Source organism: Sphingomonas faeni, from assembly GCF_040407495.1.
Lineage (GTDB): Bacteria > Pseudomonadota > Alphaproteobacteria > Sphingomonadales > Sphingomonadaceae > Sphingomonas > Sphingomonas faeni_D.
This window is the reverse complement of sequence record NZ_JAPZPP010000008.1, coordinates 102,452-125,459: the sequence shown is the minus strand read 5'-3', so window position 1 is coordinate 125,459 and position 23,008 is coordinate 102,452. Positions and strand designations below refer to the sequence as shown.

The 23,008-nt window shown below is 65.9% G+C and carries 17 protein-coding genes; 13 read left to right on the top strand and 4 right to left on the bottom strand.

What is annotated here, in order from left to right; translation table 11 throughout:
• Window positions 1-7: 7 nt before the first annotated feature.
• Window positions 8-1,741, bottom strand: coding sequence for an asparagine synthase-related protein (locus O6W96_RS19360; RefSeq protein WP_353471056.1), 1,734 nt, complete (start codon window positions 1,739-1,741; stop codon window positions 8-10).
• A gap of 139 nt (window positions 1,742-1,880) precedes the next feature.
• On the opposite strand from O6W96_RS19360, the gene O6W96_RS19355 reads away from it, so the two are divergent.
• The 8 genes from O6W96_RS19355 (at window position 1,881) to O6W96_RS19320 (ending at window position 8,335) form a co-directional block, all read left to right on the top strand.
• Entirely contained in the window at window positions 1,881-2,252 is a 372-nt protein-coding gene (locus O6W96_RS19355) for a thiol-disulfide oxidoreductase DCC family protein (RefSeq protein ID WP_353471055.1), read from the top strand.
• Between the two features lie 115 nt (window positions 2,253-2,367).
• The gene (locus tag O6W96_RS19350) at window positions 2,368-2,907 is read left to right on the top strand and encodes a hypothetical protein (protein WP_353471054.1); all 540 of its coding nucleotides are present in this window, start codon (window positions 2,368-2,370) and stop codon (window positions 2,905-2,907) included.
• Window positions 2,901-3,740: a hypothetical protein gene (locus O6W96_RS19345; RefSeq protein WP_353471053.1), complete on the top strand. Its 840-nt coding sequence runs from the start codon at window positions 2,901-2,903 to the stop codon at window positions 3,738-3,740. The genes O6W96_RS19350 and O6W96_RS19345 overlap by 7 nt, the downstream gene beginning before the upstream one ends.
• Entirely contained in the window at window positions 3,737-4,924 is a 1,188-nt protein-coding gene (locus O6W96_RS19340) for a 2OG-Fe(II) oxygenase family protein (RefSeq protein WP_353471052.1), read from the top strand. The genes O6W96_RS19345 and O6W96_RS19340 overlap by 4 nt, the downstream gene beginning before the upstream one ends.
• On the top strand, window positions 4,924-5,745 hold the full coding sequence (locus O6W96_RS19335) for a hypothetical protein (protein WP_353471051.1): 822 nt from the start codon (window positions 4,924-4,926) through the stop codon (window positions 5,743-5,745). The genes O6W96_RS19340 and O6W96_RS19335 overlap by 1 nt, the downstream gene beginning before the upstream one ends.
• Window positions 5,742-6,008, top strand: coding sequence for a PqqD family protein (locus O6W96_RS19330; RefSeq protein WP_353471050.1), 267 nt, complete (start codon window positions 5,742-5,744; stop codon window positions 6,006-6,008). Before O6W96_RS19335 ends, O6W96_RS19330 begins: the two co-directional genes overlap by 4 nt.
• Entirely contained in the window at window positions 5,992-6,927 is a 936-nt protein-coding gene (locus tag O6W96_RS19325) for a hypothetical protein (protein WP_353471049.1), read from the top strand. The genes O6W96_RS19330 and O6W96_RS19325 overlap by 17 nt, the downstream gene beginning before the upstream one ends.
• Window positions 6,928-7,291: 364 nt before the next feature.
• The gene (locus O6W96_RS19320) at window positions 7,292-8,335 is read left to right on the top strand and encodes a hypothetical protein (RefSeq protein WP_353471048.1); all 1,044 of its coding nucleotides are present in this window, start codon (window positions 7,292-7,294) and stop codon (window positions 8,333-8,335) included.
• A gap of 129 nt (window positions 8,336-8,464) precedes the next feature.
• Here the strand turns inward: O6W96_RS19320 and O6W96_RS19315 are convergent, their stop codons facing one another.
• Window positions 8,465-8,968 carry a hypothetical protein gene (locus O6W96_RS19315; RefSeq protein WP_353471047.1) on the bottom strand — a complete coding sequence of 168 codons (504 nt, stop codon included), beginning with the start codon at window positions 8,966-8,968 and terminating at the stop codon, window positions 8,465-8,467.
• A 160-nt stretch (window positions 8,969-9,128) separates the two neighbouring features.
• On the opposite strand from O6W96_RS19315, the gene O6W96_RS19310 reads away from it, so the two are divergent.
• On the top strand, window positions 9,129-10,295 hold the full coding sequence (locus O6W96_RS19310; RefSeq protein WP_353471046.1) for a hypothetical protein: 1,167 nt from the start codon (window positions 9,129-9,131) through the stop codon (window positions 10,293-10,295).
• On the opposite strand, the gene O6W96_RS19305 is transcribed toward O6W96_RS19310, so the two are convergent.
• Complete coding sequence (locus O6W96_RS19305) at window positions 10,270-10,695, bottom strand: hypothetical protein (protein ID WP_353471045.1); 426 nt, start codon at window positions 10,693-10,695, stop codon at window positions 10,270-10,272. The genes O6W96_RS19310 and O6W96_RS19305 overlap by 26 nt on opposite strands.
• Window positions 10,696-10,899: 204 nt before the next feature.
• On the opposite strand from O6W96_RS19305, the gene O6W96_RS19300 reads away from it, so the two are divergent.
• A complete protein-coding gene (locus O6W96_RS19300) occupies window positions 10,900-11,997 on the top strand; it encodes a nucleotidyltransferase domain-containing protein (RefSeq protein WP_353471079.1) in 1,098 nt (365 codons plus the stop codon).
• 54 nt (window positions 11,998-12,051) lie between these two features.
• Here the strand turns inward: O6W96_RS19300 and O6W96_RS19295 are convergent, their stop codons facing one another.
• Window positions 12,052-13,023 (bottom strand): phytanoyl-CoA dioxygenase family protein, encoded by a 972-nt coding sequence (locus tag O6W96_RS19295; protein WP_353471044.1) that lies wholly within the window; start codon window positions 13,021-13,023, stop codon window positions 12,052-12,054.
• Between the two features lie 379 nt (window positions 13,024-13,402).
• Here O6W96_RS19295 and O6W96_RS19290 point away from each other — a divergent pair, with 379 nt between their 5' ends.
• The 3 genes from O6W96_RS19290 (at window position 13,403) to O6W96_RS19280 (ending at window position 22,871) form a co-directional block, all read left to right on the top strand.
• Complete coding sequence (locus O6W96_RS19290; RefSeq protein WP_353471043.1) at window positions 13,403-14,278, top strand: SDR family oxidoreductase; 876 nt, start codon at window positions 13,403-13,405, stop codon at window positions 14,276-14,278.
• Between the two features lie 367 nt (window positions 14,279-14,645).
• Window positions 14,646-19,223 carry an autotransporter domain-containing protein gene (locus O6W96_RS19285; protein ID WP_353471042.1) on the top strand — a complete coding sequence of 1,526 codons (4,578 nt, stop codon included), beginning with the start codon at window positions 14,646-14,648 and terminating at the stop codon, window positions 19,221-19,223.
• Between the two features lie 534 nt (window positions 19,224-19,757).
• On the top strand, window positions 19,758-22,871 hold the full coding sequence (locus tag O6W96_RS19280) for a TonB-dependent receptor domain-containing protein (protein ID WP_353471041.1): 3,114 nt from the start codon (window positions 19,758-19,760) through the stop codon (window positions 22,869-22,871).
• Window positions 22,872-23,008 lie beyond the last annotated feature (137 nt).

The following is a 23,008-nucleotide window of genomic DNA, read 5'->3' as shown; positions in this document are numbered from 1 at the left end:
CAGTGGATCAAGCCCGGATATCATCGAGCCAATGCGACAGGAACGCGGCAGCCATCGCGGTCGCCTGGGCCTTGAAGATCAGATCATACGGTGCCTCGGGCCGCGCCGCGATTGCGCCGAGCGCGCCGTCGAGCCAGGCAAGGTCGAGCCACTCGCCGACACCGGCCCGCACATAGTCGGGCAGACGTTCGCGCGTCGACTGCGCATGACGATGGATCCGCGATGCATAATCGGGTGAAAAGGGCATGCCGCGCGTGCGCAGCCGCACGGTATCCGGCACCTTGCCCGCCAGCAGCGCGCGGCCAACGGCGCGGTTCACCCCGCCTTCGGTCACGAAGCGATAGGGAAGCCCCGCGAACAGCATCAGCAGGCGCCGGTCGCGCAACGGCAGGAGGCGGCGCAGACCCGGCATCGGGGTCGTCGTCGTCTCGTTGAGGCTCTGCACGATCGATGGCGAATAGCCCCACATCTCGTCCCGGCGATGAATCTTGGTGGCGGCGGACGGGACGTGCAACGCGGGGCGCAGCTCGCGTTCGGCGATGCGCAGCGCGGATGAACTCAACTGGACCTGAAAGCCGTCCTGCGGCGAGCGGGCAGCCAATCGCCCGGCCAGGCCGAACAGTCCGTCGCGCATCCGCTGGCGCAGTCCCAGGCCATCGGGATACGCGGTCACGCTCCACTCGCCTTCGCATCCATCGAGCACGGCATCGGCACCGTGCGCCAGCGCCTCGCGGTAGAGCGAATCGTAGAGATAATGACGCGGCGACATGACCGGATGCTGCAACCAGCGCAGCATCGCATCGGCTGGCCGGAAGGGATCGGCATCGGTTGCGGGAATGACGGAGCGCATCGCGATTCCCGCTTGATCGGCCACCTGCCGCGCAAATGCCGTCTCGTCGGGCAGGCCGCTGCCCACCGGTGCCGCAGAGGTCAGCGCGATGAGCGTTCCGGCCCCGCGCTCGGCGGCGGCAAATACTGTCGTCAGCGAAGAATCCAGCCCCCCGCTCAACAGCACGGCGCTGGAGGGATGACGCGTCATCTGCTCGCGCGAAATTCGGCGCAGCAAAGCATCGAGCGCGTCCACCGCATCGGCAAAATTGCCTCGCCACGGCGTCGGCGCAGGGAGGGGAGCGCGTACGCTCGTCCGTACGCCCGCGCGCGAGATCCGCACGCAAGTGCCGGCTGTCACGCGCCGCACGTCGCGCAGCATCGTCCGGTCGCCGATCGTCCCCCGCATCGGTGCCCGTCCCATGTAGAGCAGGAGGTTCGCGGTGTCTGGCGCAGACTCGACCCAGTCGAGCCGCGCCAGTGCGGCGACGTGCGAGGCGACGGCGACGCGACGCCCATCGCTCGCGAACAGCAGCCTGTCGCGCAGCGTGTCGGACGCCATCAGCGTCAGCGTCGCACTGTCGCTATCCCAAGCCACATAGGTCCATTCGCCCAGCATGTGCGACGGCGCATCGTCGCCGAAGCGTGCGAGGGCGGCCCGCGCGAGAGTGGCCGACGGGGTCGCGAGGGGGAGCCCCAGCATCACCGCCAACGCGTCGCGTTCGTCGATATGGCCGAGCAAGGCATGGTCGACGCCAACGATCGCCTCGCCACCCTCGCGCGTGACGAGGAGCATGCGGTCGTCGGTGTCGCGCGTCAGACCCAGCGTCCGGCGATCGCTCATGGGCAGCGGCGCGCCGTCGAGCGACGCGAGCGCATATAATCCGTCAACCGTCATCGCCGCGATCCCCATCAGTTCCTCCCGCACCGCCGACCCGCACCGCCGACCCGCACCGCCGACTCTCACCGCCGAATTGACCCTCGTGCTCGTGCATGCGACACACCCTGTCCAGACCACGCGGACGTCGGCGCGGTGCATCGAGGAGCGCGGAATGATCGTCGTGTTCGACGACCACTGCAATGTCTGCAACTTCTATGTGCGCTGCCTGAAGCGGCACGATCGAGATCGCCTGTCCTTCTTGCCCGCCAGCTCGCTACGCGGTCGCGAAATTCTTCTCGCTTGCGATGAATCGCCCGACGATCCGGCGACGATGATAGTGATCGGACCGGCAGGCCCGCTGAAACGCTCGGATGCGGTGCTCGCCGCGATTGCCGAACTGGGCGGCGCATGGCGCATGGTGCGCCTGTTCGCGTATCTTCCGCGCGGCATCCGCGATACGCTCTACACCGGTCTAGCAAAGCATCGCTATCGCTGGTTCGGTCGAACCGACCTCTGCACGGCATGCGAGGAACGCGTTCGTTGACGTTGACGCGCAACGAACTGGCTTGGCTGGATGCGCAGCCGACGGACCGACTGCCATCGGTGCCTCCGGCTTTACTGGGCCTGTCGGAGCCCACGACGGTCGCTGCGCTCATCGCGTGGCGTCGCGCGCGGCTGGCGCGATGATCGGTTGCTCGGCGCTGGTCATCGTGGTCGCCGGCCTCGTGATGACCGCCTTGGTCCAGGTCTGGCCGCTGCGCCGCTTACGCTTTCTGCTCGATTCCTTCGCGATCCTTCCCGAATGGCGCTTCTTCGCACAGGCTTCGACATTGGGCGCAGATGATCTGGCGCGCGACACGCATCTGATCGTGCGCGACCGCGATGCGGCGGGGCGGATCGGCGGCTGGCAGCCGGTTCTGAGCGACGCCACGCGGTGCTGGCATCACGCGATCTGGAACCCGCAGGCGCGGGTGACCATCGTCATCCTGACGCTCGGCGAGGATCTCGCGCGAGTCTGCAGGCAGGGCATGGTGGCTGAAATCCAGCAGTCGCTGCGGTATCTCATGGTGCTGCGGTGCGCGCTCGAGGCGCCGCATGATCGAGGGGTGCGTAACCGGCAATTTGCGATTGTCCACACGACCGGACGACAGGCGCGCACGATCGGGGTGGATTTCGTGTCGGCCTGGCATCGATGGTGATCCCGCCTGCCGCCTATGCCGCCTATGCCGCCACGCTGCATCTGACGACCGTGCCACTTGCGATCTGGTGCGTCCTGTCGTCGCTGGAGGTGATCGCGATCCGGCGCGTCTATCACCCCGGACGTCCGCTTGGCGTCGATCTGGGAGCGTTGGCGGTCGAGCGGATCAGGCCGGCGATCTTCGCCTCGCCGCTCTGTTCGCCACCTGCCTTGCTGGTCATGCCGGTGGCACGGTTGGCTGCCGGGGTCGCATTGCCGCTTTTGACCGCAGCGAACATGATGCCCGCGGTGTTGATCGCGTTGCTGGTCGTGATCGGGTCCACCGCGCTGCTGTCCGTGCCGATGCGCGGTAGCGATGGCGCGGACAAGATCGCGCTCGTTGCCTCCACCGGTGCCGCATTGATCGCGGCCGGGCAGATCGCGGACGATAGCCGGCTTTGCCTCGCGGGTCTGATCTGGACGGCGGGCCAGGTGACGATCGCCTATGTCACATCGGGCGTGGCGAAGCTTGCCCGCCCTTTCTGGCGGGACGGCACCGCGATCGCCGCAGCGATGACGAGCCATCAGTCCGGGCATGTCTTCGCCGCGATGATCGTGCAGCACCGCCATGCGGCGATCGCGCTGTCATGGGCGGTGATGCTGGTCGAGGCGCTGTTCTTGCTCGCGTTTCTGTCCCCCACGCTTGGCCTCGCGCTGGTCACGGCGATGGCCGTTTTCCATGTCGCGACGGCCGTGATCATGGGGTTGAATACCTATCCCTTAGCCTTTGCCGCGACGTATCCATGCGTGATCATGGCGAGCGGGATGGTTGCGCCGTGGCTGGGGATCGCATGACGCGCACCGCGTTCCGGATCGCGATCGAGCGGGCCAAGCCGCTTGGCGCACGACAGGAACTCGCGCTGCTGCGCGAGGCGTATGCACGACGGCCCGATGCACCGCTGCTGCGCTTGAAACTCGCCAGCGCGCTGATCGAACAGGATGCGTTCGATACCGTCATCGCCCTGTTCGATGAAGATGTCCCGCAGAACCACGGCGAAAGCGCAGTCCTAGTTCAGGCGCTGTTCGCACGCGGGACGCTTACCGACACGCATCGCGCCGTCGGCGTTCTCGAAAATCTGCCCGTCGGCCCGTCCCATGCGCAGGTGCTGGCCGACCAGGCCAAGGCCTACCGGCGGCTCGGGCAACGCGACGTCGCGCATGACCGGTTGGTGCGCGCGCTGGCGCTGGCACCGGCGAATCTCGACGCCTGCATGCGGATGGCGGCGATGCATCTCGAGGCCGACGACCCCGACGCGGCGATCGCGATGCTCGATGCCCTTGCCGACGCCGGGGTTTCGCATGGCTATGCCTTCGCCGCGCGGGCTCGCGCGCTAGCCTGCGCCGGACGGATCGAGGAAGCGCGCATCGCGACCGGGTTCGATGCGTTCCATCATGCCGGCACGATCGATACGCCGCCCGGGTTCACCCGCGCCGGCTTCGACGCGGCGCTGGCGCGCGCGTTGCTCGATCATCCGGAGCAGCGCTTCGGACGCTACGGCACCGCATCCGAGCAGACCTGGCGGATCGACAAGCCCGCGGTCGGGAACGTGCCGCTGGTCGACCTGTTGCTCGACACGATCGTGCGCGCGGCCGAACGCCATGTGGCCGCGATCGCGGACAGCGATCATCCCTGGGTCCGCGCCCGCCCCGATGCAGGCCTGCTCAACTGCTGGTGCGTCATCACCGACGGTGCGGGGTACGAGAGCTGGCACATCCATCCGTCCGCCTGGTTGAGCGGGGTATATTATGTTCAGGTCCCGCACGGGATTACGAACGGCACCGATGCCGGCGGATGCATCGCCTTCGGCTTGTCGGACGAGGAGGTCGGCACGCAGGCTGCGGCAGCCTATGGCGTGGACCTCGTGCGACCCGAAACCGGCATGCTGATGCTCTTCCCGTCGCACAGCTATCATCGCACCTTTCCGCATGGCACGTCCGAGCGGCGGATCTGCCTTGCCTTCGACATCTGCGCCGCCTGATGCTGATCGGCTTCGACCGGATCCTCGACAGCAACCGTCCGATCGCAGGAACGCTGAACCGGCCCCATCACGAGGGCGACCCCATTCGCATCACCTGGGGAGCAGGCGGCGCATGGCCCGAAGCGCCGCTCTGGTCGTTCGACGGCATTACGCTCGCTTTCGATGCGCCCCACGTCGCACGCTATCGTTGCACGCAAGACGCGATCACCGTCGCGCCCGCTTTGCTCATTCCGCCGGACATGGCGCCGGACATGATCGAAGCGCTGCTGATCGCGACCGCGCTGCCCGCCACGATGTGGCTGCACGGCGCCTTCATGCTTCATGCTGCGGCAGTACTGCCCGCTGGCGTCGACGGAGCGCTGGCGATCGTCGGGCGATCGGGCAGCGGCAAGTCGCGGCTGGCGGCGGCTTTCATGGCGCAAGGCGCGCGGCTGATCGCCGACGACAGCATCGCCATTGTCGGAGAACGCTGCTCGGGACTTGCAGGCGGCTATCATCTGGGCGCGTTGGGCGACACGGAGCGCCCCTTCCATCCTGTACCCGACGATCGATCCTGCGCTTCGGCGCGTTTGGGCGCGATCCTGGTACTGGATGACATTGCGAAGCCGAAGCGCTGCCGTGCGGTCGAGGCGGTCGCGACGCTACTGGTGCACCGCCATCGTGTGAACGCGGCGTATCATGCCGGATTGGCACAGCGCATGGTGTCCGATGCGGCGCGCCTTGCGCGCGACGTGGCGATCTATAGATGGCCTAGAGGTGAGGCGGACGCGTTGCTCGACGACGCTGTATGCCGGGCAGTGATGCGGGGCGAGGATCGATGAGCGATATGTGGGCGCGCAACGCGGACTGGGTCGGAACCGAGGTCGAGGACAGTTTCGTCATGATCGATCTGGCGACGGGCACCTATCTGGCGCTGAACCGCACCGCGAGCATCGTGTGGAAGGCGTTGGAAACGCCGCAGACCCGGGAAGCGATCGAGTCGCAGCTGATCGAGCGGTTCGCCGTATCGGTTGACGATTGCACGACGGCGGTCGGTGCGCTGCTCGATCAGATGCGCGATCTGAAGATTGCTCATCTCGTCTGATCCCATCCCGCCGGCCTCCCATCTGGCCAGCGCGTTCGGCCTGCTCTGGCGATCGGACATCGCGCTGAGCGGGTTCGATACGGTCGACGACGGTGGTGACCGGGCGGGGGATATCGATGTGTACCGCGTCAACCGGCTTGCCGATCGCCCGGCCGGTCGTGCGGTCGACAGAGGCTTCGTCTACGCCGACGGCATCCGCTTCTGCTGGGACGAGGAGGTCATATTCGATATCTCCGCGTCCACCATTGCGTACAAGCCCGATCGCGACTGGACCGGCGTGATGCCTGTCAGCTTTTATAGCACCGTCGCGGCGCTGATCGCGGCTTGGCGCGGGCTGGTCCCGCTGCATGCGAGCGCGGTCGCCATCGACGGTCGGGCGGTGCTGGTCGTCGGCCGGTCGGGGGCGGGCAAGTCGACACTGACTGCCGGATTGATGGCATTGGGCGCACGCTTCATCGCGGACGACCTGGTGGTGCTGTCGGTCGGGCGGCACCGGATCGACGTGCAGCGGGGAAGACCCACCATTCGTCTGCATCCCGACACCGCGGGCCCGGTCGATCCGCATGCGGCACCGGTACTCGGCGACCCGCTTGGCAAGTGGCTGGCCCGACCTGATGACCGTCAGCGGGAGGCGCTAGCGCTCGGTGCGGTCGTGATCCTCGACGCAGCCGATGTCGCGCCCGCCGCACAGTTGCTGCCGCACCTGTTCCGGCGGCGGCGAATGGCGGCGCTGCCCATGCGCGACACGCTGATCCAAGACATCCTCGCCATTGCATCGCGGGTGCCGGTGCTCGCCTATCCCGCGCAGACTGACAGCAGCGCACCGGCGCGACGAAACAGGGCCGAAGAGGTGATGAACTGTGTGCGCGCTACCATGACCCGCGCGCACAACGTGCAGCAGGACCCCTGCGATCGGTAGTATCGCGGTGATTAGACGGTCTGGGCGAAGCGAAGTTTAGGAGCGGGTAGCGTCCACGTAGGGGCCACCGTCATTGCCGCGAAGATTGAACCGATACGTCTCACCTACATCAAGCGTCTGGATTTCAGGAGCAACCCACACTTCCTTCTGAACCACCGGGCCTACCTCGTTCATGCGTCGTCCCCCATAGATCTATGTTAGTTTCTTACTATAGCGACGAACCCGACTCTAAAGTAGAAGACGGATATTCATTGCAGCATCAACACTACGATGCAAGTCTTGTTGCAACCAGTTCTGTGCGATCATCCATCGATGCTTGCAGATCGACGCTTGACGGTTCGATGCGCAGATCGAATGAAGGTGCATGGGCGCAGGTCGCAACACTGTTAGATACGCGCTTGCGACACAGGCCTATCGATCGGGAACTGTCCGCCTGGTCGACCCCGACCTGTCGGGATACGAGCATATCGTGGGCACCCGGCGCGGCTTGTTCGCGGCAAACCGTGCAGGGGTCAAACTGATCGCCTACGGCTTGTTCTATGGGCTGACGATACACGACGACATGATCTTAGCGTTCGAGGCGTGCGACCGCGTTCATAGCCTGAGCGCGCGCGGGCGGCTCGTGCGGTTTCGGCGGGAGGGTGCGCATATCGCCGCGGCCGACGTGATCGCCACGGGGCTCGACAATGGTTGTCATCAGATCGACATCGTCGACGGTCGGATATGCGTCATCGACACCTATAACCAGCGTATCCTGCGCTATCCGCTGACCGGCGGGGAGGGCGAAATACTGCATCCCATCCCGGGAAATTTTCTGCGTGATTCAGGTACGGACGATGGCCGCGACGACTGGGCGCGGGGCTATGCGCACGTCAATTCGCTGATCGCGTGCGGCGATGCGATCCTGCTGATGCTCCACAATGGCGCTGACAAGACCGGTCGACCAAGCGAGATCATGCGGTTCGACCGCGACTGGCGTCCGATCGCGCAGATCCCGGTGGACGGCCTGGGCTGCCACAGCTTCGCGGTGCTCGAGAACGGCGCGGTCCTGACCTGTGGATCGTTCGGCGGCGAGCTCGTCTCGACCGATGGCGTCAAGGTGGCGGTGTGCGACATGATGACCCGCGGGCTGTCGGTCGATGCCGAGACCATCGTAGTCGGGGGTACCGCCTTTGCCGAGCGCAACGTGCGCGACGAGGAGCAGGGGGCGATCCTCTTTCTCGACCGCGGCTATCGACGTCAGGCGATTGTCGCCATCCCCGCACCGCCGATGGAGATCCGCCGTATCGACGGATGCGACCGGTCTCTGTCGGGTCACATCGCGGCAAGCGGTCCAGTCCAGCTCGTCCTCACGAACGCGAACGCCCCTGTCTGCGCACCGGCGATCAACCGGTCGTCGGGGCCGTAGAAGGGACCCGGCTGCAAAGGAACACCGGCGTGGGAACGACCTCGTAACGCGAGGGCGCGGGCATGGCGGACGAAGGCGACGATTCTCTTCAGCCTGTTACGCGCCCGCGCCAGCACGAAGATATTCGCATCAGCGAGTGCGAAGCCAGGTCCGCATCGCCGGATAGGCCGGCTCGCCCGCTGCCACCGCGTCGCCGCACGCCGCCATGCCCCAATATTGGAGCATCGGGAGTCCGATTGGGGAACTCTGGGTAAAGGCATTGATCAGATACTCGGGCCCGCCTTTGTAGCCGGCGTGGAACAGCGTGCCGATCGGCAGGCCGATCGCCATCGCTGCGGCATAGGACCACGCGAGCGCCGCCATCTCCTCTGCGGGATCGTGGAGGACGATCGGCAGCGTCGCGCGTATCGCCGGATCGGTGACCGCCAGATGTCCGCCCTCATGCAACAGATCACCGACCCAGCCCGGCGAGAGCGGGTCATAGATCAACGCGCCGTCGCGCACGGTCATTCCCGGCACGAAACAGTCGTCGGGCAATGCCCCTTCGCGAACGACGATCCCGAGCCCGCGCAGGAATGCGACGATCGCATCCAATTCGGGCGCATCTTTCAGGGAGGCGGGAATGAGAGCCATTATGCCACCTGTCGAGGCGGGCGCGATCCGTGGACACGTGCAGTCAAGATGCGCGGCGCTAGCATAGGCCGAGCGTATGGGATCGAGGCGCTATTGCCAATCGAGAGTCGATGAAGGAGCATCGGGCATCACCGGCCCGAGAGCCTATGAAAGACAGCGCATGAGGAGAATGACCGCAGGCATCGCGATTCTGTTGGCGGGCGGCATGACCAACCAGATTTCGATGGCTCAAAGCCTGCTGGTCCCGCCCGCAGGCCCCATCGTCTCACCGTCAGTCGATCCGGTCGCGCGCGCGATGGCCGCCAAGGCGTTGGCCGAGGCGGACGCGCTGTCGATCACGAAGACCACGATCGTCGGCACTGACATCGCCGGCACGCCTGCGGTTGCCAATGCTTCGGGAACGGTGGGCGATTCCCCGATGCAGGTAAACGGGACCGATCCCGACAATACGGGATATCTGGGCTTTCGCTACGGCGCCGATCCGGCCGGTGTCGCCAATTACTGGGTAAAGACGCGCGGTACCAAGATGAACGATTATGCCGCGGTCCAGCAGGGCGACCGGATCGTGGCCGATTACTGGCAAGCCGGGACCGGCGGGCAGACCGGCCATGCCGGGGGCATTATGGTGCTGGTCGACAATGCGGCGTTCACGGCAGGCGAGGTCGCGGGGCGCTGGGCGCTGTTTACCGGCACCGGCATCCATAGCTCGCAGGTGTCGCAGCAATATCCCAAACGCTTCGGATCCCTGAATGCGATCGTCGCCAACAGCTACCAGCAAGTGATTTTCCCCGGCGGCGCGACTGGCGCGACCCCCAAGCCCAGCGCCAATTTCGGAGGCTGGGTGGTGATCGGCGCGGGCGCGGCGTCGCCGGGCTTCGGTCCGCTCAAGTTCACAAGCGCGGGCGCAGCGCTGCTATCGGTGCCCGAGGGCGGCGCTTTCGAGGTCGATGCCGCGGCCAAGCCCTATTTTACGATGGCAGACGGCGTGCGCCGCAGCGTCGTGCTCGCAGACACCGCCGCCCCGACCGTACAGGTGCTGGCGGGTGCGGGACCGGATGCGAGCGCGACGATTGACGCTAGCGGCATGTCCGGCATGGTGACGCTGGTCACTGGCCGGGGCGCGAGTGCCGGGAGCATCTTCGCGATCACCTATGCCCATCCCTATGCGTCGGCGAGCTATCCCGTGGTCTCGGCGGCAAATCCTGCGGCGGTGGCGCTCGTCAAGACTGCCTATTTGTCCGCGCGCGCCGACGGCTTCACGCTCAATCTCTCTTCGGGGATCAGTCCCGGGACCTATGTCGTCACTTTCCAAGCACCGGGACGATAGGACGCCGTGCCATCCAATCCCCGATTGTCATGCCGCGAACCCACACGGTCACCGACTGAAAACAGGTCTGCATGTCGCGATTGACGCTTGCCAAGCGGCGGCGACGTACGCGCGACGCCTCTCCTTCGCGTGCCGCGAGCAGCGGGCGGGCGGTCTCGAAACACTGCATCATCGCATCGCAGCCCGTCGCATCGCGCCCGTCGTCGCCGGTCGATCGCATGATCCGGCAGTGCATCCGGTTGCCTGCATCGGCGATCAATAGTGCGCGCCAAGGCGGTAATGCAGGCGCTGTCACGACGATGTCCTGCCCTGCCGCTACGATCGACCAGGGCAAGGCGACGACCGTCATGACGATCGGGACTGCCCATCGACATCCGAATTTGGCCGTTCGGTTCTGCATCAGCGGTCCCCTTGCCTATCGCGCGCCTCCTGATGCACGGGAGGACGGCGATCGTACAAGGGGGCGGAAAGTTGTGAGCCGCCCCGTCAGCGACCGCTGCACTGCTTGATGTCGACGCATGCCCCCGACGCCCCTTCGGCTTCGAGCCGCGAATTCGCTTTCGTCTGCGCCTGTCTTGCCAGACACGACGCGCACGCGGTGCCGATGCCGCAGCTCGACGACGAACGCGTTGCCGCGATAGCGCGCAGGCATCAGGTGATGCCGCTGGTGGTCGCGGGGTATCGCCGCACAGGGACGGTGGTCCCCCCAGCCCTGGCCAAGCGGCATGATCCGGTCGCGCCTTTTCGGCTCGCACGCGAGGCGATCCGGTTGCGCGCACTGCTCGAGGCCGAGGGGATCGAGCCTCTGTTCCTGAAGGGCAGCGCACTTGCGATGCTGGCTTATGGTTCACTCGACGCCCGCCAGTTCGGCGACATCGACCTGCTGGTGCGTCCCAGCGAAGCAGCTCATGCCGCAACGCTGCTGGGCGCGGCGGGCTATCGGCTGTCCGAGTCCCCCGTCGGAGACCTCGAGGCTGAAGATTTGGCCGCTCGAGATTTGGGTGCGAGGATTGCGAGACTATTGCCTCTCGCCAAGGACATCGCGCTCACGCATCGGGATACCCGTCATGTCGTCGAGCTGCACTGGAGGATGACCGACAATCCCCACGAACGTCCACCGCGCGATCACGGCGGCGTGCAGATGGTGGAAATCACACCTGGGACAGCACTCCCTACGCTCGAGGGCGAGGCACTGTTCGCCTATCTGTGCGCGCACGGTGCTGCGCATCTGTGGGCGCGGCTGCGCTGGCTGGGCGATGTCGCCGCGCTGCTGGCCAATGCCGACGATGGTGGCGAGCGGCTCTGGATCGCGGCCGTCGCGCGCGGGCAAGAGCGCGCCGCAGCCTCCGCGATCCTGCTCGCGCATCGTTTCCTGGATACGCCGCTGCCGCCTGGTTTCGCACCGCGGCGGTCGCTGCGCCTGCGACTGTTGGTCGCGGCGGCCGCGCATGTCGTCACTGCGGGCGGCGGCACCACCGATCTTGCGCATACGCGTTGGCGCGGCTGGGCGGAGATGGGCGCAAAACTGCTCCTCGCATCGGACTTGGGCGACCTGCGAGGCTGGTCGACCCGGCTGCTGTTTTCGGTACCGGCCGGCGAGCACGTCGGTCCGTCGCGCTTGTGGTATGTGACTCACCCGCTGCAACGCATCCCGAAACTGCTCAAGCGGCGTCGGCTGCGGCGCGATCGGCGTGTGCGCTAGGTCGCGCTTTCGGTCCGCACCTTTTGTCGTTCGGGCCCGAGATGAAGGGCCGGGTCAGATCCAGGCCCGCGTATCGGATCGGTGCATCGGGTAGAGATTGACGTATTGTGCCATGCGCGGGACTTTTGCGAGATTGGCGCTGGCACCGTGCGGCAGTTCCTGTCGCCAGATCACCAGATCGCCGGCCCCGCCCGCAATCGCCACGGCCTCGTCCGCCAGATCGACATCGCGAGGATTGCGACCGTCGAGGCTCTCCAGCCAAGCCAACAACCGGTGGTGGAAGCCCGGCACCACGCGCAACGCCCCCTGATCACCGGCGGTATCGGTCAGATACAGGATGCCCTGCGTTTCGAACGGAATCGGCGACGCGAGATTGGTATCCCAGTGGAGGTCCGGTCCTGGAAAGGCATAGGCTTTTGTCACCGGCGGATTGAAGCTTAGCCGGTCGCACGACGCGATCAGGTCGGCATGGCCGTAGAGCTGGGCGAAGGCGCGATGCACGCGCAGCGCGCGACGCGGCACGTCCATTGCGGGATGCTGGAATTGCTGCACCATGATGCCACCCTCGCGGCCCCCGTACCAACTCATCGGGTCGTCGGGCGTCGCGCCCTTCAGCGTCCAGAGATGCGTGGCGATCGCCGCGGCATCGTCGGGAGCGATGGCGTTCCGCAGCACGATCACGCCGTCGCGCTCCCAAGTCGCGATCTCGGCATCGGAGAAGACTGGCGCGGTCGCCATCACCGCCGCCTGCCGCACGCGTTCGGCTTCGGGTGCGACCTCGCCACGATACCAGGCGCCGTACCGCGACAGCGCGGCCGGATCGGGCTTGCCCGCGGTGGACAAGATCCAGGCGACGAACGCATCCCAGTCCGGGCGTTCGCGACCGCAATGTGAAATCGCCTGTTCGAGCCCAAGTCCCAGAGTATCGAACAACGGGCGCAACGGTACCGGAGGCGATACCGGTGCCCCGCCGATCATTCCCGCCCAGAAATCACGCAAGCCTTCGATCTCTTGGAACCTTGGCATCCTACCCCATTCCCTATCCCAACGCCGGGCATGTCGCCTCCACGGAGGCACAAACGCGTGTTCGATGCCATATGCGCTCTTGCCGTCAAACGCTCAGCATCACGTTGGAAGGTCAGCCACGCGATCATCGCCGTGCGCTCTTGTTTGTAAAGTCGCTGCGCATTTGCGTCGACGATGTTTCGGTGTTGCGAGGGTCGCTATCACCCTGTGTCGGCGCTGATGCACGGACTGGTGATCGGGGCGGAGCATCGACATCTGCCACGAGAGGGTGCGGATGTGGAGGAACAGGTTCGGCTCGATGCCCGCTCGTGACAGCGGCTGCCTGGCACGTTCTATCTTTTGAGCCGTTTGCTGCTGATCCCCATCTGCAGGAACCGATATGACCGACGATCCGCGCACCAGCCAGCCGACACGTTTTCCCGATGAGCCGCAGCAGCCACGCCCCGGCTTGACGACCGCGATGCGGACCAAGCCCGATCATGGCGAGGAGAGTTACGTCGGCAAGGGCCTGCTCAAGGGCAAGGTCGCGCTTATAACCGGCGGAGATTCCGGTATCGGCCGGGCAGTGGCGATTGCCTATGCCCGTGAAGGTGCAAGCGTTGCGATCTCCTACCTTGCGGACGAGCAGGCCGATGCCGAAGAGACGCAGGCTTGGGTCGAGAAGGCAGGACAGCGGTGCGTTTTGCTGCCGGGCGATCTCCGCGACCGGGATCACTGCGTAACCCTCGTCGAGCGTACGATCGCGGAACTTGGCGGCATCGATGTGCTCGTCAACAATGCTGCCGCGCAGACCATGAACGAGGGGCTTGATAGCATCGACGATGACGAGATGCAGGGCGCTTTCGCCGCTAACGTCTTTGCCATGATCCGTTTGGCCAAGGCCGCTGCACCGCACATGAAGCCGGGCTCGGCGATCATCAACACGACCAGCGAGCAGGCCAAGGTCGCTGGCAAGACCATGATCGTCTATGCGGCGACCAAGGGCGCTGTCTCGAGCCTGACGGTGGGCCTGTCCAACCTCCTCTCCAGCGACGGCATTCGCGTGAACGCGGTGGCGCCCGGCCCGATCTGGACGCCTATTCAGCCGATCGCCAAGTCACCGAAGGAACTGGAAACACTCGGCCAGGACACCCCGATCGGCCGCGCAGGACAGCCGGGCGAACTCGCTCCCGCGTATGTGATGCTCGCTTCGGCGGAGGGGAGCTACATGTCGGGCAACGTCGTCGCCGTCACCGGCGGCGTTCCGATTTCCTGAGCCCGACGCGGCGACCTCAGCCGGCTGCACGTCCGCTGTCAGCTGTCAGCTACCTGCTGAGGTTGCCACTAGATTCATCGTGACCTGGGCTTTTTGGAGACACGACAGCTGGAGCAAGTGTCGGCCGATAGTATCGGAACAGATGGTCGTGATGACGCCTGCTGTGACAAGCTCAATATGGCAGCCTGGCTTACAACCAACTGACTCACACCCAAAGGCCTACAGCAGACCCGGGATTGTTCATTGACGCATGACTTTCTCGTCCACGGCGTCGTTCTCGAAATATTACAGACCGTAACATATCCGTCATATGCCCCGCCTAGCACCGGAATTGGCCCAGCAAAGGCCGACCGGGGGGAATAGAGACATGCTTACGAAATCGAATGGCGCGAGCCTGAACGTACTCGCTTACGCCACGCTCGTCGCAGGCCTCGTGCCCACTGCGTCGCTTGCCCAACAGGCGATCGTCGTCCGCCAGGGCACCACCGACACCACCGCAAAGACCGTCGGCGGGACGGATACGCTCACGGTCGAGGCCGGCGGAACGCTGGCGCCGGGCGCGACCCCCGCGATCAGCTGGACGACCAGTTCGACAGGCCTGCGGATCACCAATGCTGGAACGATCCGTACGACGGCCGCAGGCGGTCGCGCGATCAACGCATCGGGCGCGAGCAACCCGCGCACGATCACGCTGACCAATGCCGCGGGCGGCCTGATCGAATCGCAGGACGACGCCTTCCGGATCAACGTCGCACCGACGTCGGGCACGATCCGGGTCGACAATTACGGTATCATCCGCAGCACCAATGGTGGCCAGGCGCTCGATTTCGATGCGGTCACGTTCGGCCCGACGGTCATCATCAACAACTATGCCGGTGCCGAACTCCGGTCGTTCGGCCAGGACGCAGTCCGCCCCGGCGACCGCGCGGTCGTAACCAATGCCGGGCTGATCCTGTCCGACGGCGCCGCCAACAACAGCTATGACGGCATCGATTTCCAGGCGGGGTCAGGCATCGTCAACAACCAGGCGGGCGGCACGATCTCCGGCCTGCGCCACGGCGTCACCGCCGACAATGCGGTGACGGTCAACAACGCCGGTACGATCCTCGGCCGCAACGGCTCGGGGGTCGGCTCCGATGGCATGGGCACCGTCGTCAACGTCGGGACGATCACCGGCCGGTGGGACGGCGTCTCGATCAACGGCGATGGCGACGGCGTCGACATCGACCTGCTCGCTTCGGTGATCAACAACGGCACGATCCAGGGGCTCAGCGCGAACGGCGTCGATTCCGGCGGTCGCGCCAATACCGCAGAGGGCGTCGCGATCGGCGGTGGCACGATCATCAACAACGCCGGCGCGACGATCTTCGGCGCGGGTACCGGGATCCTGGCCAGCAACGACACCAATGCGGGTCGCAGCGCGGTCAATGCGACGACGATCACCAACGCCGGCACGATCCAGGGCGGCACGGGCCGCGCGATCACGCTGATCGGCGGTTTTTCCGACACCATCACCAATTCCGGCACGATCATCGGCGGTGCCGCGGGCGCCATCGACATGGGTGGCGGCGACGATATCCTGAACATCCAGGGTGGATCGATCATCACCGGCATCGTCGATGGCGGCACCGGCACCGATACCGTCCGCCTCGGCTTTCCCGGCCTCGATACGGGTGGCAGCTTTGCCGGCTCGGTCAATTTCGAATCGCTGCGATCGGTCACCGGCAATTGGACGCTGACGGGTCTGCAGGCCTATGCCAACGGCATCGAAGTCGGCAGCGGCACGACAGTCTTTGGCAACGCCGCGACGCTGTCGCAGAGCAGCATCACCACCCGCGGGCTGCTGACGATCAACGAGGCGACCAATACGACCTATACCGGCGCGATCGCCGGCAACGGCGCGGTGTCGAAGACCGGCGCCGGCAACCTGTCGATCGGTGCGCAGGCGTTTACCGGCGGACTGAACGTTACCGGGGGCACGCTGACGCTGACCGGCCAGCAGGCGGCGTTCGGCTATTATATCGGCACCGGCGCGACGCTGACGAGCAACCTCGCGGCGACCGTCGCAGGCGCAGCAGGCTCTGGCTTTGTCGGCAACAGCGTCACCAACCTCGGCACGCTGAGCAATCGCAACGCAAACGGCCGCGCGATCGACCTGTCGACGAACGGCTCGCTCAATCTCAACATCAGCAACGAGACCGGTGCGCTGATCGAAAGCGCGAACGACGCGATCCGCATTGCCGGCAACCCGCGCGGCGCAAACGTGTCGATCCGCAACTCGGGCACGATCCGCTCGACCAATGGCGGCCAGGCGATCGACTTCGATGCGATCGGGGGCGGTTCGTCGATCGAGATCATCAACACCAGCACCGGGATCATCCAGTCGTTCGGCCAGGACGCGATCCGCCCCGGCCAGGGCGCGGTCGTCATCAATGCCGGTCTGATCTTCTCCGACGGCCCCGCCAACAACAGCTATGACGGCATCGACTGGCAGGCGCGCTCGGGCGTCGTCAACAACCAGGCGACCGGCACGATCTCGGGCCTGCGCCACGGCATCACCAGCGATGTCGCGGTGACGGTCAACAATGCAGGCACGATCGTTGGGCGTAACGGCTCGGGCATCGGCTCCGACGGCACGGGTACGGTCGTGAACTTCGGCACGATCACCGGGCGGTGGGACGGCGTCGCGATCAACGGCGATGGCGACGGCGTCGATATCGACTTCATCGGTTCGGTGACCAACAGCGGCACGATCCAGGGCCTCAGCGCGAACGGCGTCGATTCCGGCGGTCGCGCGAACAGTGCCGAGGGCATCGCGATGGGCGGTGGCACGATCGTCAACACTGCCGGCGCGACGATCTTCGGTGCGGGCACCGGTATCCTGATCAACCACGACACCAATGCGGGCGGCGTCGCCGACGGTGCGACGACCATCAACAACGCGGGCACGATCCGTGGCGGCGCCGGCCGTGCGATCACGCTGGTCGGTGGGTTTGCCGATACGATCACCAATTCGGGGACAATCACCGGCGGCACCGCGGGTGCGATCGACATGGGTGACGGCAACGACATCCTCAACATCCTGACCGGGTCGGTCATCACCGGCACGATCGATGGCGGCGCGGGGATCGACCGCGTCAACCTGGGCGGCGCGGGCGGCAGTTTCGGCGCAACGACGGGCTTCGAGACGCTGGCGGTCAACACCGGCGCCTGGACGCTCACCGCACCCTCGACCTATGCGAACGGCACCACCATCGCGAGCACTGCAAGCCTGACCGGCACCGCGACCACGCTGACCGGCGGGATCGCCAACGCGGGTATCCTGGTGTTCGACCAGCGCGTCGACGGTACCGCCGCGCTCGCGCTGACCGGCACGGGGCAGCTCGTCAAGATCGGCAGCGGCGCGCTCACGCTCGGCAGCCAGTCCGGTTTCAGCGGTGCCACTGCGGTCAACGCCGGGCGCCTCGTCCTTGCCGGCGCGCTGCCCTCGGCGGTCACGGTCGGCAACGGCGCGACCCTCGGCGGGGTCGGCACGATCGCCGGTCTCGTCGTCGCGACGGGCGGAACGGTCGCACCGGGCAACAGCCCCGGCACGCTCGCGGTCACCGGCAATTTCGCCCAGGCGAGCGGATCGACCTATCTCGCCGAGACGACCGCAGCCGGGCTTTCGGACCGGATCGCCGTCGGCGGCACTGCGACGCTTGCCAGCGGCGCCATCCTGAACGTCACGCGCGACGGCGGCGCCTATACGGTCGGCAGCCGCTACACGCTGTTGACCGCGAATGGCGGGATCACCGGCAGCTATACCGTCGTCCAGACCCCGACGAACGGCACTGAATTCCGCCTCCTCCAGAGCAACACCGCGATCGCGATCGCGGTGGCACGCACCGGCGGATCGCTGGCTGGGCTGGCGACGACGCGCAACCAGGCTGCGGTCGCACCCGCCTTTGCCGGATTGGGTGTCGGCAACGCCGCCTATGGCGCACTCACGCTGGTGCCCGACGACGCGGTCGTCCGCGATGCGTTCGACGACCTGGCGGGCGAAGTCCATGCGACCGTCCGCACGACGATGCTGCGCGGCGCGCAGACCGGTGAGGACGCGACGCGGACCCGCCTGCTCGAGCCCGGCGACGCCAGCGGGATCTGGGGCCAGATCCTCGGCCAGCGCGGCTCCGACGACGGTGATCGCAACGCCGCCCGCGCCACCCGCTCGGGCTGGGGCGCGTTCGGTGGCGTCGACCTGGCGCTCGACGGTGCCCGGCTTGGTGTGGCCGGTGGCTATAGCCGGACCGACCTGTCGATCGCCACGCGCGGCAGCACTGCAGAAGTCGAAACCAAGCAGGTCCTCGGCTATGGAGGCGGCACGCTTGGTCCGGTCGCGGTGCGCACCGCGGCGGGCTACGCCTGGACAAGTGCCGATGTCACGCGTGGCATCGCGTTCCCCGGGTTCGCGGCGGTCGCGCGCTCGAACTATGACGGCGACGTCCTGCACGGGTTCGTCGAGGCGGGGCTGCCCACGGCGATGTTCGGCGGTACCGTCGAACCCTTTGCCGGGATCGAGCTCTACCGCGTCCACACCGACGGCTTTGCCGAAACGAACAGCGCGGTGGCGCTGACCGGTCGCGATGCCAGCGAGGTGTTCACGCTGACCACGCTCGGCATGCGCGGCCAGACGCCGATCGCCGAGGGCCTGAGTGCACGCTCGCGGATCGGTTGGCAGCATGCGCTGGGCGACGTCACCCCGCGCTCGCTGGTACGATTTGCAGGAGGCGGCCAGACGTTCCAGGTCTCGGGTGCGCCACTGTCGCGCGACGCGGCGCTGGTGTCGCTCGATCTGGCCTGGCAGCCGGTCGAGCGGCTGACGATCACGTCGGGCTATTCGGGCAGCATCGGCGGTGCCAGCGAAGACAACCGGTTGCGCATCATGGTGTCGCTGGGACTGTAGCGGGAACGTTCAGGGAGGCGAGACGACGCCACGCCTCCCTAAACGGCAAGACCAAGCACGCCCGGGGCGCGATCGAGTGGCGGGAAAGAGCAGGGCGGGGCCGATCACCCCGACCGGCAGCCAACGTCGCTTCGCCGCCCACGGCGCCCCAACCGTAATCCTCTGCCCGATTCGGCGCTGTCCGGAAGAGACGCTGTAAGAGCAGTTCCAGGCAAGGCGGATGGCATCTTGGGCAACGGCGAGAACGCGTGTCGACGACACTGCCATCAATACCGATCAAAACAGCTGATAGACTAAATATCATACCACCTCTGGTTTGCAGCGTGATTGGTATTGTTTTGCTATTTCGAACGTGACAGCATGTGCCTGTCCGAGGGTCGGGATGGTACTGCCGAGCAATGTCAGCGAGCTCACGGGGCGTTAGATCCCGATGAACGAGCGGCGTAAAGTTCACGAATGCTTCCGGACAGGGTCGGAAGTAGTCGATCGCGCAGCAGCATCCCTGTGCCCTCTTGGAATATAAGGGGGAATAGAATGGTTTCGTTCAAGGGGTTGATGGCCACGACATGCTGCGTGGCTGCGTTGGTCGCGTTGCCGGCTCAGGCTCAAACCCAAGGTCAAGCTTCGGATACGGGCAGTGCCACGATAGGGGCTGGCGACGCTGTGCAGGACGGCCAGATCGCGATCGGCGATCCCGTCGCGTCCGCCAAGCTGGCCGCGGATACGGACCGGGCCGGAGATCAGCGCGAGGGCGGGAACATCGTCGTGACCGGCACGCGCATCACGCGGCCGAACAACCGTTCCGCCGCACCGATCGTCACGACGACCGCCGCGGAGATCGCCGCGCAAGGCGCGACGACGATCGAGGAAGTGCTGAACCGCCTGCCGCAGGTGCAGGTCAACTCGGAACAGAATTTCAGCGATTCCGAAGGACGCCAGCGGATCAAGCTGCGCAGCCTCGGCTATGAGCGGACGCTGACGCTGATCGACGGCCTCCGCGTCGGCCTCGCCAACACGGTCGACGTCGGCATCATCCCCAACGCGCTGGTCGAGCGGATCGACGTGCTGACCGGCGGTGCCTCGTCGGTCTACGGCTCTGACGCGGTGTCGGGCGTCGTCAACTTCGTCCTGAAGAAGAATTTCGAAGGTATCCGGCTCGACGCGAACTACAGCTTCTTCAATCACGACAACGACAGCAATGCCGTCACCGATGCGGCAGGGCGCGCCGGGTTCAACGCCAAGCGCGGACTGACCAACGATGGCGGACGGTCCGACGTCAGCCTGGCTGCTGGCGCCAACCTGTTCCACGACCGGGTGAACATCACCGGCTTCGTCAATTATCGCCAGTCCAACCCGGTCGAACTGGTCGATCGGTCCTATTCGGTCTGCGAAGCGGTCCAGCCGACCAACACCTCGCCGCTCGGCTGTTCGCGCGCGAGCTTCACGCCGGCGGGCACGATCATTCCGCAGTCGGGGCCGCGCGCCGGGCAGATCCTGGTCAACAATCCCAACGGCAACGGCACCTTCATTCCGATCAACAGCGGACCGCCGGGCACTTCCGCCAACCCCTATGACAATTGGGCGGTGCAGCGCGCGTTCAACCGCATCAACGTCGGCGGCTTCCTGACCGCGAAGATCAGCGACGACATCGAGCTTTACGGCAACGGGCTGTTCTACCGCGACAAATCGTACAACACGCAGCTCAACCGCACCTTCAACTTCGGCGCGTACGGCACCGATCCGTTCCGCGTGAATTGCGACAACGCGTTCCTGTCGGGCGCGCAGGCTCAGGATCTGTGCGGTGCCAATGCCGGCGTCGCGGGGCAATATGCGCCGATCGACGTCCGCTATCGCTTCGACGGATTGCCGCTGGTGCAGCAGCGCTTCACCAACGAGGGCTACCGCATCGTCGCGGGCCTGCGTGGGCGCGGGTTCAACGACGTGTGGTCCTATGACGTCGCTGGCATGATCTCGCGCGCGCGGCTCGACACCATCGACGTGCCGTTCGCGCGCTTCGACAACATCAATCGCTCGCTCGACGTCGTCCGCGTCAACGGGACGCCGACCTGTCGCGCGGTCGTCAACGGCACCGATCCGTCCTGCGTGCCGTTCAATGCGTTCGCGCCGTTCAACCAGGACGCCGCGCTCAACCAGTATCTCTATGGCGGCGCGACCGGCGGGATCAGCACGCGCATCCCGCGGCTGTTGCAGTTCGTCGGCACCGTCAGCGGCGACCTTGGCAAATACGGCATCACCTCGCCGCTCGCGGAACAGGGCATCGCGATCGCGCTGGGGGCGGAATATCGCGAGGAAATGGAACGGACGATCGTCAACGAGATCTTCCAGCAGAACAATGGCGGCGAGAACCAGCGCTTCACGCAGAGCATCCTCGAGGCCAATGCCGAGGTGCAGGCACCGCTGATCGAACACCGTCGGTTCGCCGAACTGTTGCAGGTCAATGCCGGCTACCGCGTGTCGAAATACAACCGGCTCGACGGCAAGTTCGATACCTGGAAGGTCGAGGGCCTGTGGGCGCCGATACCCGACATCACGCTGCGCGCGTCCTACAACAAGTCGCAGGCCGCACCGGGCGTCAGCACCGCGCAGGGCGCCGCCAACATCTTCTGGAACCAAGGTTTCTATTCCGATCCTTGCGCACCGCGGGTCGATCCGTCGAACCCCAATGGCGGGCGCCTGGCACCGTCCGCGACGTTGCAGCAGTGCCGCAACACCGGTCTTGCCGACAATCTCTACGGCAGCGCCTCGCTGATCTGCCCGGACGATCGGTGCACCGTGCGCGAAGGCGGATTCGAACTGAAGCCGGAAAGTGCCTATACCAAGACGTTCGGCGTCGTACTGCGCCCGCGCTTCCTGCCCGGCCTGACGGTGTCGATCGACCGGTGGCTGATCGACCTGAAGGACCAGCTCGACTTCCTCCAGCCGCAGAACATCATCGGCGAGTGCCTGGCCACCGGGAACGACTATTTCTGCCGCGGCATCGTCCGCAACCCCGGCACCGGCACGCTGTCCAGTTCGCCTGCGACCAGCCCGGCGACCGGTTGGGTGGCCCGCGGTTCGGCCAATGGCTACAAGTCGCAGTCGCACGGCTGGGATTTCCAGGGGCAGTATAATGTCGGCCTCGGCGGGTTCGGGCGGCTCGACATGAGCTTCAACGGTACGCTGATGACCCGCGTCGGTTCGCAGTCGTCGCCGACCATCGAACCACGCAATTGCGTCGGGTATTTCGGCAATCTCTGCGGTGAGAGCATGCCGCGCTGGGCACACCAGTTCCGCACCACCTGGACCGCGCCCGACCGCTCGACCAGCCTGTCGGTCAACTGGCGTCACCGCGGCGCGATGCCGCTCGACATCTATGCGCCCGAAGACACCGGCATCCCCGCGCAGGACGTGAGCGCACGCCGCGATCAATATCCGGGCGTTGGCTCGTACAACTGGATCGACGTCGCGCTGAGCTTCGACATCAACAAGCAGATGACGTTCCGGCTGGCCGCGAACAACGTGTTCGACCGCGATCCGCCACTCATCCCGGACAGCCGTTCGCGGATCGGGCTGCTGCGCGGCAATACCGTGATGGGGTATGATCTGCTCGGACGGCAGCTTGTCGCCGGCGTCTCGCTGCGGCTGTAATTACGGCAACGTTCGATGCCCGGGTCCCGATCGACATTGATCGGGACCCGGGCTCTATCTGACCTTCACCCTATGCCACGCATTGGCATCCCTGCTGCGAGACGGTCGGTATCCGATCGCAGCAGTGCCTCGAAGCC

Bases quoted from the DNA above. Each gene is read 5' to 3' on its own strand.
- O6W96_RS19360 (WP_353471056.1), bottom strand. From the start codon at position 1,741: ATGGGGATCGCGGCGATGACGGTTGACGGATTATATGCGCTCGCGTCG.
- O6W96_RS19355 (WP_353471055.1), top strand. From the start codon at position 1,881: ATGATCGTCGTGTTCGACGACCACTGCAATGTCTGCAACTTCTATGTG.
- O6W96_RS19345 (WP_353471053.1), top strand. From the start codon at position 2,901: ATGGTGATCCCGCCTGCCGCCTATGCCGCCTATGCCGCCACGCTGCAT.
- O6W96_RS19340 (WP_353471052.1), top strand. From the start codon at position 3,737: ATGACGCGCACCGCGTTCCGGATCGCGATCGAGCGGGCCAAGCCGCTT.
- O6W96_RS19335 (WP_353471051.1), top strand. From the start codon at position 4,924: ATGCTGATCGGCTTCGACCGGATCCTCGACAGCAACCGTCCGATCGCA.
- O6W96_RS19330 (WP_353471050.1), top strand. From the start codon at position 5,742: ATGAGCGATATGTGGGCGCGCAACGCGGACTGGGTCGGAACCGAGGTC.
- O6W96_RS19320 (WP_353471048.1), top strand. From the start codon at position 7,292: ATGGGCGCAGGTCGCAACACTGTTAGATACGCGCTTGCGACACAGGCC.
- O6W96_RS19315 (WP_353471047.1), bottom strand. From the start codon at position 8,968: ATGGCTCTCATTCCCGCCTCCCTGAAAGATGCGCCCGAATTGGATGCG.
- O6W96_RS19310 (WP_353471046.1), top strand. From the start codon at position 9,129: ATGAGGAGAATGACCGCAGGCATCGCGATTCTGTTGGCGGGCGGCATG.
- O6W96_RS19305 (WP_353471045.1), bottom strand. From the start codon at position 10,695: ATGCAGAACCGAACGGCCAAATTCGGATGTCGATGGGCAGTCCCGATC.
- O6W96_RS19300 (WP_353471079.1), top strand. From the start codon at position 10,900: ATGCCGCAGCTCGACGACGAACGCGTTGCCGCGATAGCGCGCAGGCAT.
- O6W96_RS19295 (WP_353471044.1), bottom strand. From the start codon at position 13,023: ATGCCAAGGTTCCAAGAGATCGAAGGCTTGCGTGATTTCTGGGCGGGA.
- O6W96_RS19290 (WP_353471043.1), top strand. From the start codon at position 13,403: ATGACCGACGATCCGCGCACCAGCCAGCCGACACGTTTTCCCGATGAG.
- O6W96_RS19285 (WP_353471042.1), top strand. From the start codon at position 14,646: ATGCTTACGAAATCGAATGGCGCGAGCCTGAACGTACTCGCTTACGCC.
- O6W96_RS19280 (WP_353471041.1), top strand. From the start codon at position 19,758: ATGGTTTCGTTCAAGGGGTTGATGGCCACGACATGCTGCGTGGCTGCG.